Source organism: Micromonospora sp. NBC_00898, from assembly GCF_045207895.1.
Lineage (GTDB): Bacteria > Actinomycetota > Actinomycetes > Mycobacteriales > Micromonosporaceae > Micromonospora.
Window position 1 is genome coordinate 286,195 of record NZ_CP108775.1, and the last position, 14,049, is coordinate 300,243.

Annotated in this window: 14 protein-coding genes; 12 read left to right on the plus strand and 2 right to left on the minus strand. The window is 73.0% G+C overall.

Annotation, left to right across the window (positions count from 1 at the left end):
* The first annotated feature begins 3 nt into the window (after positions 1 to 3).
* From OG799_RS01375 to OG799_RS01390, 4 genes are all read left to right on the plus strand, one after another.
* The gene (locus OG799_RS01375; protein WP_406042255.1) at positions 4 to 1,383 is read left to right on the plus strand and encodes a DUF1501 domain-containing protein; all 1,380 of its coding nucleotides are present in this window, start codon (positions 4 to 6) and stop codon (positions 1,381 to 1,383) included.
* Positions 1,380 to 2,807, plus strand: coding sequence for a ferric reductase-like transmembrane domain-containing protein (locus OG799_RS01380; protein WP_406042257.1), 1,428 nt, complete (start codon positions 1,380 to 1,382; stop codon positions 2,805 to 2,807). The genes OG799_RS01375 and OG799_RS01380 overlap by 4 nt, the downstream gene beginning before the upstream one ends.
* Before the next feature lie 15 nt (positions 2,808 to 2,822).
* Positions 2,823 to 3,401, plus strand: a complete 579-nt coding sequence (locus tag OG799_RS01385; RefSeq protein WP_406042259.1) for an FMN-binding protein — start codon at positions 2,823 to 2,825, stop codon at positions 3,399 to 3,401.
* A gap of 61 nt (positions 3,402 to 3,462) precedes the next feature.
* Positions 3,463 to 4,185, plus strand: a complete 723-nt coding sequence (locus OG799_RS01390) for an FAD:protein FMN transferase (RefSeq protein ID WP_406046167.1) — start codon at positions 3,463 to 3,465, stop codon at positions 4,183 to 4,185.
* 287 nt (positions 4,186 to 4,472) lie between these two features.
* Here the strand turns inward: OG799_RS01390 and OG799_RS01395 are convergent, their stop codons facing one another.
* The gene (locus tag OG799_RS01395; protein ID WP_406042261.1) at positions 4,473 to 5,144 is read right to left on the minus strand and encodes a bifunctional DNA primase/polymerase; all 672 of its coding nucleotides are present in this window, start codon (positions 5,142 to 5,144) and stop codon (positions 4,473 to 4,475) included.
* A gap of 213 nt (positions 5,145 to 5,357) precedes the next feature.
* On the opposite strand from OG799_RS01395, the gene OG799_RS01400 reads away from it, so the two are divergent.
* From OG799_RS01400 to mctP, 7 genes are all read left to right on the plus strand, one after another.
* Complete coding sequence (locus tag OG799_RS01400; RefSeq protein WP_406042263.1) at positions 5,358 to 6,584, plus strand: helix-turn-helix domain-containing protein; 1,227 nt, start codon at positions 5,358 to 5,360, stop codon at positions 6,582 to 6,584.
* Between the two features lie 16 nt (positions 6,585 to 6,600).
* Positions 6,601 to 7,182 (plus strand): flavoprotein, encoded by a 582-nt coding sequence (locus OG799_RS01405; RefSeq protein WP_406042265.1) that lies wholly within the window; start codon positions 6,601 to 6,603, stop codon positions 7,180 to 7,182.
* 139 nt (positions 7,183 to 7,321) lie between these two features.
* On the plus strand, positions 7,322 to 8,188 hold the full coding sequence (locus OG799_RS01410; RefSeq protein ID WP_406042267.1) for a Nif3-like dinuclear metal center hexameric protein: 867 nt from the start codon (positions 7,322 to 7,324) through the stop codon (positions 8,186 to 8,188).
* The gene (locus OG799_RS01415; RefSeq protein WP_406042269.1) at positions 8,185 to 8,922 is read left to right on the plus strand and encodes a zinc ribbon domain-containing protein; all 738 of its coding nucleotides are present in this window, start codon (positions 8,185 to 8,187) and stop codon (positions 8,920 to 8,922) included. Before OG799_RS01410 ends, OG799_RS01415 begins: the two co-directional genes overlap by 4 nt.
* Positions 8,923 to 8,927: 5 nt before the next feature.
* The gene (locus OG799_RS01420) at positions 8,928 to 10,148 is read left to right on the plus strand and encodes a bifunctional RNase H/acid phosphatase (protein WP_406042271.1); all 1,221 of its coding nucleotides are present in this window, start codon (positions 8,928 to 8,930) and stop codon (positions 10,146 to 10,148) included.
* A gap of 156 nt (positions 10,149 to 10,304) precedes the next feature.
* Positions 10,305 to 10,547: a DUF3311 domain-containing protein gene (locus tag OG799_RS01425; protein WP_406042273.1), complete on the plus strand. Its 243-nt coding sequence runs from the start codon at positions 10,305 to 10,307 to the stop codon at positions 10,545 to 10,547.
* Positions 10,547 to 12,202 carry a monocarboxylate uptake permease MctP gene (mctP, locus tag OG799_RS01430; RefSeq protein ID WP_406042275.1) on the plus strand — a complete coding sequence of 552 codons (1,656 nt, stop codon included), beginning with the start codon at positions 10,547 to 10,549 and terminating at the stop codon, positions 12,200 to 12,202. Before OG799_RS01425 ends, mctP begins: the two co-directional genes overlap by 1 nt.
* 51 nt (positions 12,203 to 12,253) lie before the next feature.
* Here mctP and OG799_RS01435 read toward each other — a convergent pair whose 3' ends face one another.
* Positions 12,254 to 12,733, minus strand: coding sequence for a MarR family winged helix-turn-helix transcriptional regulator (locus OG799_RS01435; RefSeq protein WP_406042277.1), 480 nt, complete (start codon positions 12,731 to 12,733; stop codon positions 12,254 to 12,256).
* Positions 12,734 to 12,791: 58 nt separating this feature from the next.
* Between OG799_RS01435 and OG799_RS01440 the strand changes: the two genes are divergently transcribed.
* On the plus strand, positions 12,792 to 14,024 hold the full coding sequence (locus OG799_RS01440) for an MFS transporter (RefSeq protein ID WP_406042279.1): 1,233 nt from the start codon (positions 12,792 to 12,794) through the stop codon (positions 14,022 to 14,024).
* Positions 14,025 to 14,049: the final 25 nt, after the last annotated feature.

Sequence of the window (14,049 nt, forward strand, 5' to 3'; positions counted from 1 at the left end):
TCGATGGAGAAGACTGTGTACTCGTACCCCCTGCACCCCGAATGCCCGGACCTGCGGCGGCTGGCCGACGACCCGGCCGAGGCGCTGCTGCGCGCGGAGGCCGACATCGTCGCGGCGGAGAACGCCGCCGAGGCGGACCGCTACCGGCGGCTGGAGGAGCTGGAGGAGGCCCAGCAGGACGGCCGGGGCGTCACCCGGCGCACCTTCGTCGCCGGAGCCGCCGTCACCGCCACCGCGCTCGCCACCGCCCCGTTCGTCACCACCTCGGCGTCGTTCGCGGCGACGAAGACCGGCACCCTGATCCACGTCTTCCTCTACGGCGGGCTGGACGGGCTGAGCCTGGTCGCCCCGACCGCCGACCCGATCCTCGGCAAGGTCCGGCCGGACCTGCTGCTCGGCAACGACTCGCTGGCCCTGGGCCGCGGCTTCAAGCTGACCAGCGCGTTCGCGCCGCTGGAGAAATGGCTCAAGGCCGGCCAACTCGGCTTCATCCCGGCGGTCTCCGACCCCCGGCTGTCCCGCAGCCACTTCCAGGCCGCCGACGCCTGCAACCTGGGTGGCCTGCCCGGCGAGACCGGCGGCCGGGGCTGGCTGGACAGCCTGGTCGACGCGCTCGGCAAGGGCACCGCGTTCCGCAGCGTGGGCATCGGCAGCACGCTGCCCCGGTCGCTGGTCGGGGTCAACGGCGCGCTCGCCCTGAACAGCGTCGGCGAGCTGCGACTCAACGGCGACGAGAAGTTCCGGGCGGCCACCGAGAAGGCGATCCGCGGGCTGTTCACCGGGATCAACCACCCGGTGGAGGAGGCGGTCATCGAGGGGATGGGCGCGCTGGCCACCGCCCAGCGGCTCGCGGCGAAGCCGTACCAGCCCGCGGCCGGGGTGAGGTACGAGGGCGTCGGGTACGCGTTCCAGCAGCTCGCCCAGCTGATCAAGGGCGGGGCGAACGTGCGGGTCGCCACCGTCGGCATGGGCGGCTACGACACCCACGAGAACCAGGGCACCCAGGACGGCGGGAACCTCTGGCGCAAGCTCAAGGAGCTGGCCACCGCCATGGCCGCGTTCTTCACCGACCTGGGTGACCGGGCCGCCGACGTGACGGTCATGGTGTCCAGCGAGTTCGGTCGCCGGGTCGCCTCCAACAGCGGCGGCACCGACCACGGGCACGGTGGGGTGGTGACCGTCCTGTCCGGGCGTAAGCTCGCGGGGTCGCTGCTCGGCACGTGGAACGGGTTGAACGAACTGGACTCGGGAGACGTACCCGAGTACAACAACATGTTCAACGTTTACGGGTCCGTGGCCCAGGGCCGATTCGGACTCACGACTGCGGAAGTGGACAAGGTCTTCCCCCGGCAGAAATACGTACCCATGAAGTTGTACGCGTGACGTATCAGGACATCCACGCCACCGGCCGCCGTACCGGGACCTCGCTCCCGTACGGCGGCCGTTCGGCTGCCCCCGTACCCCCGCCACCGCCGCCGGCGCTGCCCCGCCGCGGGCCCGGCGGCCGGCGGACCCTGACCACCCTGTTCTGGCTCGGCCTGGTGGCCGCGGTGCTGCCCTGGTGGCTGGACACCCCGGCCGGCTCGGTCGCCGGCAGCACCGACGTGCTCACCGCGGCCGGGCGGATCACCGGCCTGGTCGCCGGCTACCTCCTGCTGGTCCAGGTGGCGATGATGAGCCGGCTCGGCGTGCTGGAACGCTGGGTCGGTGGGGAGCGGCTGTCCCGCCTGCACCGGGACCTCGGCGCCACCCTCCTCGTCGCGGTGCTCGCCCACCTGTCGCTGATCGTGGTCGCCTACGCCGGCCTGGAGGACAAGTCCATCCTCGGCGAGGTCGGCTCGCTGCTGCGCGACTACGAGGACATGGTGTCCGCGTTCGTGGCCGCCGGCATCATGATGCTGGTCGGCTTCACCGGCATCCGGGCGATCCGCACGGTCCTGCCGTACGAGCTCTGGTACCACCTGCATCTGATCAGCTACGCCGCCCTGCTGCTCGGCTTCGGCCACCAGTTCAGCAACGGCGCCCAGCTCTTCGAGCCCGGTCCGGTCCGCACCGGCTGGATCGTCGCGTACCTGCTGGTCCTCGCCGCGCTGATCTGGGGCCGGGTGGTCGCCCCGCTGCACTTCAACCTGCGGCACCGGCTGCGGGTGGCGGACGTGGTGGCGGAGAGCCCGGACACCATTTCGATCTACCTGACCGGTCGCCGGCTCAACCAGATCGACATGCTCGGCGGGCAGTACTTCCGCTGGCGTTTCCTCAACGTCGGCGGCTGGTGGCAGTCGCACCCGTTCTCGCTCTCCGCCGCGACCAACGGCCGTTGGCTCCGGCTGACCGTGAAGGTGGTCGGTAGGCACACCGCCGACCTGCGCGACCTCCGGCCGGGCACCCTGGTCTGGGCGGAGGGACCGTCGGGCACCTTCACCGCCGCGCACCGCACCCGGGAACGGGCCCTGCTCATCGCCGGCGGCAGCGGCATCGCCCCGCTGCGGGCGATGCTGGAGGAACTGCCGCCCGGCGCCGCGCTGATCTACCGCGCCCGCACCCCGGCCGACGTGCTGCTCCACCCGGAGCTGGACTGGCTGGCCCAGGCCCGGCGGACCGCCGTCTGGTACGTCATCGGTTCCCGCGACGATCCCGGCCCCCGCCAGGTGATGAGCCCGGAGGGCCTGCGCCGGCTGGTGCCGGACGTGACCCGCCGCGACATCTACCTCTGCGGTCCCGCCGGGCTGGTCGACGAGGCGGTCCGGGTGCTGCGCCGGACCGGCGTGCCCCGCCGGCAGATCCACCTCGCCACCTTCGAGCTGTAGAAAGGCACTCCTAGAATGCGTCGCGCCGTCCTCGCGATCACCGGCCTGGCCGCCAGCACCACCGCGCTGGTGGTGCTCAAGGGCTCCCCGGGCGCCAGCCAGGTCGCCCAGGACCTCCCCGCCGACCAGGCGTCCGTCGTGCCGGGCGCGTCCGGGCCCGCACCCGGGGTGACCCCGGCTCCCGGCTCCGCGTCCGGTCCGGCACCGTCGGTCCGGCCCAGCGCCGGGGCGAGCCGGACGCCGGGCACCACGAAGACCACCGGCACCGCCAAGGCGACCACGGCCGCGCCGCGGACCACCACCGCGCCGAAGCCGAGCACCCGCACGGTGAGCGGGCCGACGGTGAGCTACAAGTACGGCTCCCTCCAGGTGCGGATCACCCTGAGCGGGACCCGGATCGTCGACGCCACCGCGCTCGGCATGCCGCAGGACGGCCAGTCCGGGCTGCGCAGCGACGACGTGCAGGCCCGCTACAGCGGCACCTCCGGCGAGGTGGTGGCGAAGCAGAGCGCCAACCTCAACACCGTCTCCGGGGCCACCTACACCAGCACGGCGTACAAGCAGTCGCTCCAGGCCGCGATCGACAAGGCCTGAGGTGGTGGTCGAGGTGACGGCGTCCCGCGCCCGTCCCGGCCTGCGCCGGGTCGAGCAGATCATGGGTACGGCGATCAGCCTGGACCTCGCCGACGACCTGCCCGCCGCGACCCTGCACGAGCTGGCCGAGGAGACCTTCGGCTGGCTGCGCGAGGTCGACGCCCGGTTCAGCACCTACCGGGAGGACAGCGAGGTGCGCCGGTTCGACCGGGGCGAGCTGCCGCTCGCCGAGGCGTCGGCGGACCTGCGGTTGGTGCTGGAGCGGTGCGCCGACCTGTGGGGCGCCACCGACGGCTTCTTCGACGCGTACGTCACCGGGCGGCTGGACCCGTCGGGCTACGTCAAGGGCTGGTCGGCGCAGGTCGCCTCGGACCGGCTGCTCGCCGCCGGCGCCGCCAACCACTGCGTCAACGCCGGCGGCGACGTGCGGGTACGCGGCCACTCCGCCACCGGCGGCCCGTGGCGGATCGGCGTTCGGCACCCGTGGGACCCGTCGGCCACCTGCCTGGTGCTCACCGGCACCGACCTGGCGGTGGCCACCTCCGGGGTGTACGAGCGCGGCGAGCACGTGCTGGACCCCCGCCGGGGCGCCGCGGTCCAGGGCCTGCGCTCGGTCACCGTGGTCGGCGCGGACCTCGGCGTCGCCGACGCGTACGCCACCGCCGCCGTGGCAATGGGCCGGTCCGGCATCGGCTGGCTGGACCGTCTCCCCGACCACCTGCACGCGGTGGTCACCGATGACGCCCGCCTGCTCCACTCCACCCGTCTCCCCCTGGCGGACTGACCCGGGGCCCGGGCTCAGCGCAGGGGGCGGTGGGTGGTGGCCGGGCGGGAGCCCGGCGGGCGGGGGCGGCCAGGGCGGGTGCCCCACGGGCGGGTGCCGGCCCAGCCGTACGGGCGGCGGCCGGGCCGCGATGGTCCGGTGCCGCCGGTGTGGCGTGCCGCGTCGTCCCTGGACATGGTCTACCCCCGCTCAATGGCGTCGGTGTGCCGTCACCGGGTTCAACGAGGTCGACGCCGTCAGGGTCGCTGTCGCGAGGCGGTCGTTCACCCGGCCGGGGCGGCGGTCGGTCACCAGCCGCGGCGGGGCAGCGGGAGCTGGCCGGGGAGCAGGTCGGAGGTGAGCGTCACGCCGGCGGCCCGTAACGCGTCGATCAGCGCGTTCTGCACCAGGTACGAGTCGGGCAGTTGCCAGCGGGCCTGTTCGGGGGCGACGGCCCAGTGGACGACGCCCTCCGGCAGCCGGGTCGGCGGCGCCGCGATCCACGAGCCGGGGCCGTGCCGCACCACGTGGGAGCAGTGTTCCAGCTCGGGCCGGAGCGGGTCGCCGGGGCGGACCAGGAACATCCACCGGCCCGTGGGGGTGACCAGGACCGGTCCGCGTACCCCGAAGCCGGCGGGGTGGGTCGCGACGGCGTCCAGCACGTGCCGGCCGAGGTGGGCGGAGACCTCCAGCACGTCGAAGGAGCGCCCGGTGGGGAGCAGCAACCCGTGCGGGCGGCTGCGCCACCAGGTGGCCACCCGGGCCGGGTCGGCGCTGGCCGCCTGCTCCCAGTTCTCCAGGGCGGGGTGGCAGCCGACCGTGGGGCAGCCGGCCCGGCCGCAGACGAAGCGGCTGTTGGCGAGGCAGGCGCCGGGGGTGACCTCCCAGCCGTGCCCGGCGTAGCGGACCGCGACCCGGCGCAGCCGGACCCGCTCCAGGGGCGACAGGTGAGCGACGCGCGGTCCGACATTCCCCCACATGTGTGCCATCTCCTCTCGCCCTGCCGGACTGTCCCCACGTCCCGTGTCGAACGCCGTCACTGCCGTAACCCAGGATCGTTGAGCTGACGAAACGGCTGGTGCAACTTGCACGAAAACTACGAGGACTGGCCGTACGGCCGACGTACAGCGTGTGCGACCAGCGAAAACCTGGTGGCGTGGGGGATCGATCGGCATCTCAATGGGGAGGACCGGATGGACGAACTACCGATAGGCCGCCGGGTGGCGTACTGGCGCGGCCGGCGCAAGATGTCCCAGCAGGTCTTCGCCGACCGGCTCGGCAAGTCCAAGAGCTGGGTGGACAAGGTCGAGCGCGGCGTCCGCCGGCTGGACAAGTTCTCCGTCCTCTACGAGATCGCCGACATCCTCCAGGTCGACGTCCAACTGCTGCTCGGCAAGGACCCGGAGCGGCGTACCGACGCGCTGAACTGCATCGACCAGGTCGAGGTCGAGGAGATCCGGGCCGCGCTGGAGCGGTACGACTCGATGAGCGCGTACTTCGACGCCGCGCCGTACCCGCCGCCGCTGGCCGACATGCGCAAGGCGGTCAACCACGCCTGGCTCACCTATCAGTACGGCCGCTACGGGATGCTCACCCGCGCCCTGCCGAAGCTGCTGCGCGACGCCCAGGCCGCCGACGCCGGCTACGGCGGCGACCAGGCCCGGGAGTCGGCCCACCTGCTCGGGCAGGTCTACCAGATCGCCTCCTCGGTGCTGCGCAAGCTGGGTGAGTGCGACCTGGCCTGGCTGGCCGCGGACCGCTCGATGGCGGTCGCCCAGCGTGCCGACGACCAGCTGCTGGCCGGCATCGCCACCACCCGGGTCTGCAACGCGCTGGTCGCCATGGGCCGGCCCCGGCCGGCGCTCGAACTCAACGTCAACATCGCCAACCGACTCGCCCCGGGCGGCGGCAACGACGCCTCCCCGGGCCGCCTCTCCGTCTACGGCATGCTGCTGCTGCAGGGCGCGATGGCCGCCGCCCGGATCGGCGACTCCGCCACCGTCGACGACCTGCTCGCCGGCGCGCAGGAGGCGGCGACACTGCTCGGCGGCGACCAGAACCACTACTGGACCTCGTTCGGCCCGACCAACCTGGAGCTGCACCGGGCGGCCGCCGCCGTGGAGCTGGGCGACGGCGGGCGGGCGGTGGAGATCCACCACGCCATCTCCGAGGCGGCGTTCAACGCGCTGCTGCCCGAGCGGCGGGCGCACCACCTGCTCGACATCGCCCGGGGCTACGCGCAGCTCGGCGACGTGTCGAACGCGGGCGAGATGCTGCTGCGCGGCGACCGGCTGGCGCCGTCCGAGATCCGCTGCCGGCCGATCGCCCACGAGGTGATGGCGGACGTGCTCCGTCGCACACGGGGTACGCCGCCTCCGCCGATTGCGGAGTTGGCTGAGCACATGGGAGTCGGGGTATGAGCCTGGCGCCGGTCGGATGAACGGTCCGCGCATCAGCGACGGGCGCCGCGAGGTGCTCTACGTCATCGCCTGCGGTTCGCCGTTGGCTCGGCAGGTGGGTCGGCTGGTCGAGCTGGCCCACCAGGACGGGTGGGACGTCTGCGTAATCACCACGCCGGACGGCGCGAAGTTCGTGGACCGGACCGCGCTGGCCCGCCAGACCGGCCATCCGGTCCGCACCCACTACAAGAACCCGGGCGATCCGGACGTGCTGCCTCCGGCGGACGCGATGCTGGTCTGCCCGGCGACGGTCAACACGGTCAACAAGTGGGCGGTCGGGATCACCGACACCCTCGCCCTCGGGCTGCTGGTCGAGGGCCAGGGGCTCGGGTTGCCGATCGCCGCGGTGCCGTACACGAACGCGGCGATGGCCGGCCACCCGGCGTTCCGGGCCAGCCTGGCCCGGCTGCGGGAGTGGGGGGTGGCGGTGGTCTTCGGCGACCACGTCGTACCGCTGCACCCGCCCGGCGCCGGCGAGCGCCAGCAGGACGCCTTCCCGTGGGGGGTCGGCCTGGCGGCGCTGCGCGGCGTGCGGCGGCCGGTCGTCCCGGTCGCCTGAGCCGGGTCGGGATGGCCTCGGGGCGCGCCGCCGGGTCGTCGTCCGCCGGGTCCGGCCGGCGCGTCGTCCGGTCCTGCCCGCTGCGCGTCCCGGTGGTCGAGGGCGTGTGTCACGGCCCGCGCCGGTAAGCTGGCCGGCCGTGAGCACAACGGGATCCCCGCCCACGGTGGCCGACGTGGTGGCCGTGCTGGACGGCCGCTACCCGCCCGCCTGGGCGGAGGAGTGGGACCGGGTGGGCCTGGTCCTGGGGGAGCCCACCACCGGGGTACGCCGGGTCGCCTGTGTGGTGGACGTGGTGCCCGAAACGGTGGAGGAGGCGCTCGCCGCCGGGGCCGACCTGATCGTCGCCCATCACCCACTGCTGCTGCGCGGGGTCTCCTCGGTCGCCGCGACCACGTACAAGGGGCGGATCGTCCACCGGTTGATCAAGGCGGACGTGGCGCTGTACGTGGCGCACACCAACGCCGACGTGGCCGACCCCGGCGTCTCGGACGCACTGGCGGCCCGCTTCGGGCTGACCGGGCTGCGCCCGCTGCACCGGCCGCGCCCCGGCTCCCCGGCCGACGGCCCGGGGCGGGGCGCCGGCCGGATCGGCGAGCTGCCCACCCCGATGACCCTCGGCGAGCTGACCCGGCACGCCGCCGCCGTGCTGCCCGTCACCGCCTGGGGAGTTCGCGCCGCCGGGGATCCCGGGCGTATCGTTCGTACCCTCGCCGTCAGCGGCGGCGCCGGGGACAGTTTCCTCGCCGAGGCCACCGCCGCCGGGGTGGACGCGTTCCTCACCGCCGACCTGCGCCACCACCCCGCCGGTGAGCACCTCGCCGCCGGCGGCCCCGCTCTGCTGGACGCCGCACACTGGGCGACCGAACGACCCTGGTTGGACGACCTGGCCGCCCACCTGCGGGCGGCGCTGGGCGTCGAGACCGTGGTGTCCGACCTGGACACCGACCCATGGACCGTGCATGCCGCCGCACCCCGACCGGACGACAAGGAGCCCCGCCCGTGAAGGCTGACCCGAAGGTGCAGCGCCGCCTGCTCGACCTGCAGGCGATCGACACCGCCCTCGCCCAGCTCGCCCACCGCCGCCGGTCGCTGCCGGAGCGGGCCGAGCTGGAGGCCCTGGCGCGGGAGCTCTCCGCGCTGGAGGACGAGCGGGTCCGCGCCCAGGTGGCCGTCGACGACCTGGACCGGGACATCGCCCGGCTGGAGAAGGACGTCGACCAGGTCCGGGCGCGCAAGAGCAAGGACGAGGCCCGGCTGGCCGCCGGCAGCGGCCCGGCCCGGGAGCTGGAGGCGCTGCAGCACGAGCTGGTCTCGCTGAACCGCCGGCAGAGCGACCTGGAGGACGCCGAGCTGGAGCTGATGGAGCAGCGGGAGACCGCGCAGGGGGTGCTCGACGGCATCGAGCGGCGCATCGCCGAGGCCCGGGACCGGCGCGCCACGGTCGAGCAGCGCCGCGACGACAGCCTCGCCGAGATCGCCAAGGAGGAGGAGTTCAAGCGCTCCGCCCGCCAGCCGCTCGCCGGTGACCTCCCCGCCGACCTGGTCGGCCTCTACGACAAGATCCGCGAGGACACCGGGCTGGGCGCGGCGCTGCTCACCGGGGGCCGCTGCGGCGGCTGCCGGCTGGAGCTCTCCGGCGCCGACCTGGCCCGGATCCGCAAGGCCGACCCGGAGGACGTGGTCCGCTGCGAGGAGTGCCGGCGGATCATGGTGCGTACGAACGAGTCGGGCCTGTAGTCGCCGTGGCGGTGCGCGCGGTCGTGGTCGAGGCCGACGGCGGGTCCCGGGGCAATCCCGGTCCCGCCGGCTACGGCGCGGTGGTCCGTGACCCGGAGACCGGCGAGGTGCTGGCCGAGCGTTCGGAGTCGATCGGCACCGCCACCAACAACGTGGCGGAGTACCGCGGCCTGATCGCCGGGCTGGAGGCCGCCGCCGAGCTGGGCGCGGTCGAGGTCGACGCGCGGATGGACTCCAAGCTGGTGGTCGAGCAGATGTGCGGCCGCTGGCAGATCAAGCACCCCGGCCTGCGGCCGCTCGCCGCGCAGGCCGCCGGCCTGGTCGGCCGGTTCGACAGCGTGCGGTTCAGCTGGATCCCGCGGGAGCGCAACAAGCACGCCGACGCCCTCGCCAACGCGGCGATGGACGTCGCCGCCGGGAAGGCCCCGACCCGGGCGGCCGTCGCGCCACCCCGGATCGTGGAGCCGCCGCGCGAGGTCGCCGGCCCGGACTCGGCGGCCCGCGCCGCCGCCCGCGAGGTGGCCGCCCGGGCGGCCACCGGGCGCGCCGCCGGCACCGACCCGGCCACCATCCCGGCCTCGTGGGAGCCCCGCCCCACCGCCGAGGCCACCCGGCTCATCCTGGTCCGGCACGGCGAGAGTGAGCGGACCGTGCAGAAGCGCTACTCGGGTCGCGGCGACGTGCCGCTGACCGACCGGGGCCGGGCCCAGGCCCGGGCCACGGCCGCCCGGGTGGCCGCGCTCGCGCCGTCCGTCGCGGCCGTGGTCAGTTCCCCGCTGTCCCGCTGTACGGCCACCGCCGAGGCGATCGCCGCGGTCGTCGGCAACCCGCCGGTACGCCCCGACGACGACCTGATCGAGTGCGACTTCGGGGTGTGGGAGGGGTGCACCTTCGCCGAGGTGCGCGCGGGCTGGGCGGGGGAGCTGGACGCCTGGCTCGCCTCGACCCGGGTCGCTCCGCCCGAGGGGGAGTCGTTCGTCGCCGTCGCCGAGCGGACCGGCCGGGCGGTCGACCGGCTGCGCGCGGCGTACCCGGGGGAGACCGTGGTGGTGGTCTCGCACGTCTCGCCGATCAAGCTGGTGCTGCGCGACGCCCTGGCGGCCGGTGACGCCTTCCTGCACCGCCTCTACCTGGACACCGCCGGCATCTCCCTGCTCGACCTCTACCCCGACGGCGGCGTGGCCGTCCGCACGGTCAACGACACCTCCCACCTGACCGACCTCTGACGTCCCCGCCACCGGGGCCGCCCGCCCGCGCCGCTCGGCGCATCCGGGCGGCCGTTCGGCGCATGGTGGTCGCAGCGTTCAACGTGACCGCGGTCACCGGGTCGTAGCCTCCGGCCGTCACATGGCTAGTTACGACTTTTCCCGGAGGTGTGTCACATGGCAGCACCCGAACCGGAGGCGCCGACCTCGGCGCGATCCAGGGCGAAGGACCACAGTCCCTGGAACTGGTTGCTCTTCATACCGATCGTGGTGCCGCTCATCCCGGCCCTGTTCAACGCCGACTCGCCCCGGCTGTTCGGCTTCCCGCGTTTCTACTGGCTGCAACTGGCCTGGATCATCCTCGGCGTGGCCACCACCACGCTGGTCTACCAGATGACGAAGAAGCGGGGTGACCACTGATGTGGCGTGACCATCTGACCGAGATCATCGTCTTCACGTTCCTCTTCCTGCTGGTGAGCGCGATGGGCTTCGTGGCGGCCCGGTGGCGGGCGCCGAGGGACATGGCGCACCTGGACGAGTGGGGGCTGGGCGGCCGCAACTTCGGCGGCTGGATCACCTGGTTCCTGGTCGGCGGCGACCTCTACACCGCGTACACCTTCGTGGCGGTGCCGGCGCTGGTGTTCGGCGCGGGCGCAATGGGCTTCTTCGCCGTGCCGTACACGATCGTCATCTACCCGCTGGTCTTCCTGGTGCTCTGCCGGCTCTGGTCGGTGTCGCACCGGCACGGCTACGTCACCCCGGCCGACTTCGTCCGCAACCGGTTCGACTCGCCGATCCTGGCGCTGCTGGTCGCCATCACCGGCATCGTCGCCACCATGCCGTACATCGCCCTGCAGCTGGTCGGCATCGAGTCGGTGCTCAAGACGATGGGTGTGACCGGTGACAACGCGCTGGCCCGGCACCTGCCGATCATCATCGCGTTCGCCATCCTGGCGGCCTACACCTACCAGTCGGGGCTGCGCGCCCCGGCGCTGATCGCCTTCGTCAAGGACTCACTGATCTACATCGTGATCCTGGTGGCGATCATCTACCTGCCGTACAAGCTCGGCGGCTGGGGCAGCATCTTCGACGCGGCCGACGCCAAGTTCAAGGCATCCCCGAACCCGGGTGACGGGATCCTGCTCAACGCCAACAACCAGCTCCAGTACGTCACCCTGGCGTTCGGCTCGGCGCTGGCGCTGTTCCTCTACCCGCACAGCATCACCGGCGTGCTGGCCAGCCGGAACCGGGACGTGATCAAGCGGAACATGTCCGCGCTGCCGGCGTACAGCCTGCTGCTCGGGCTGATCGCGCTGCTCGGCTACATGGCGATCGCGGCGAAGGTGAAGCCGCTGGCGGGGGCCTCGGCGGGCAGTGTGGACAGCAACACCGTGGTGCCGCTGCTGTTCGACCAGCAGTTCCCGAACTGGTTCGCGGGCGTCGCGTACGCGGCCATCGGCATCGGCGCGCTGGTGCCGGCGGCGATCATGTCGATCGCGGCGGCGAACCTGTTCACCCGCAACATCTACAAGGAGTATCTGAAGCGGGACGCCAGCCCGGCGCAGGAGGCACAGGTCTCGAAGCTGACCTCGCTGCTGGTCAAGGTGGGCGCGCTCGCGTTCATCATCTTCCTCGACCCGCAGTTCTCCATCGACCTCCAGCTGATCGGCGGCGTGATCATCCTTCAGACGCTGCCGGCGGTGGCACTGGGCCTCTACACCCGGTGGTTCCACCGGGGCGCCCTGATCGCCGGCTGGGTCGCCGGCATGGGCATGGGCATGTGGATGCTCTACCAGGTGGCGAACCCGACGACCGGGAAGAAGCACTTCGCCGGCTCGGCCTTCCCGCTCTCCGAGTTCGGCTTCGACACCAAGAAGACGATCTACGTGGGCATCGTGGCGGTGCTGGTCAACCTGGTGGTGGCCGCGCTGGTGACCCTGGCCCTGCGGGCCGCGAAGGTGACGGACGGGGTGGACCACACCACGCCCGACGACTACTTCGCCGACGAGGGCGACCCGCGGGTCGCCCCCGGCACCGAGAGCGACGCCGACTCCGCCCGCGAGCCGGTCGCCTGAGGTGAGCGAAGGGGTCCCCGGCTGGTGAGCCGGGGGCCCCTTCCGTGCGCGTCAGCGGGCGCGGGGGCGGGACATCAGGGCCTGGTTGAGGCGGTGCAGCAGCTCCGCGAGGGTGTCCCGGTCCGCGGGGTCCCAGGCGGCGAGGATGTCGCCGTAGAGCCGGGTGCGGGCCGCCCGGACGGCGGCCATCCGCGACAGGCCGGCGGGGGTGGGGGAGATGACCGTGCCGCGGCCGTCGGCCGGGTCGGGGGTGCGGGCGATCAGGGCGTCCCGCTGCATCGCCGAGACCTGCCGGGTCACGGTCGAGCCGTCCAGGTTGAGCTTCGCGGCGAGCGCGGAGACGTTCTGCGGCCCGGCCGTTTCCAGGTGCCGCAGGATCACGTACGCCGCCCGGTCGAGCACGCGGTGCTCGGCGGTCCCGGTGGCCCGCCGGGTGGCCTCGCCGAAGCGCATCAGCAGGGCCACCTCGGTCTCGATCCGGCCGAGTGTGGCCTCGTCCTGACCCGTACCCGTCGTGTGGTCATCCGTCATAGCTGTACGATACAACAGAATTATCTGTACGATACAGCTATCTGTCTGGAGGCGCGGAGTGGATCGGCGATCCGAACCCAACCGCAGTGCCATCTACGCCACCACCCTGGTGGCCTTCCTCGCCATCGCCGGCATCGCCGTGGTGGACCCGATCCTGCCCGCCATCGGTGAGGCGATCGGGGTCACCGCTTGGCAGGTCGAGCTGCTCTTCACCGCGTACATCGCGGTGATGGCGCTCGGCATGATTCCGGCGACCCTGGCGAGCGGGAAGTTCGGCTTCAAGCCGGTGCTGATCACCGGCGTCTCGGTGGTCGGCGCGGCGGCGATCCTCGCCTCGTTCAGCGACAACATCGTGCAGCTGTCGGTGCTGCGCGGCGTCTGGGGGCTGGGCAACGCGATGTTCTTCGCCACCGCCATGGTGGTGCTGGTCAACCTCGCCGTCGACCGGGAGTGGGTGGTCGGGCTCTTCGAGACCGCGCTCGGTCTCGGCTTCGCCGTCGGCCCGCTGATCGGTGGGCTGCTGGGCCACGTGAGCTGGCGGCTGCCGTTCTTCGTCTGCGGCGTCTTCATGGTCCTCGCGCTGGCCGTCGCGTCCCGGAAGCTGCGCGAGCCGGCCAACCGGCAGGCACCCGTACGCGTCGGCCAGATCTTCGCCACCTACCGCAAGCCCGCGTTCATCACCCTCTGCGTGGTCACCGCCGCCTACAACTTCGTCTTCTTCGTGGTGCTCGGCTACACCCCGCTCTTCCTGCACCTCGACGTGGTGCCACTGGGACTGGCGTTCACCGCGTGGGGCCTCGGGCTGGCCGCCGGCATCCTGCTGATCGGACACCGGCTCGCCCACCGGATCGGCGCGGTGCAGACCGTCGGCGTGGCCATCGGCGGCCTGCTGGTCTGCATGGTCCTCTTCGCCACCTCCGGCTCCACCGCCGAGTCGCTGGTCGTGCTGGTGCTCGCCGGCCTCTGCATGGGCCTGGCCAACGCCAACCTCACCGACCTGGCGCTCGGCCTCGGCTCCAGCGACCGGCGGGTGGCCACCGGCGCGTTCAACCTGGTCCGCTGGGGCGCCGCCGCGCCCGCGCCGATCATCTCCGGCAAGCTCGCCGAGCACGGGCTGGCACTGCCGTTCTGGGTCGGCTTCGCCGTCCTCGCCGTGGGCGTGCTGGTCTACCTGGCCTTCGCGCACGTGATGGCTGCCGGCTACGGCGAGCGGGTGCTCTGGTCCCGCTGGAACTCCGCCGCCCGCGACGCCGAGCACGCCCCCGAGGAACCGGTCGGCGAAGCGTATTGAGCCTTCCCCTCCGCCCCTGGTCGAA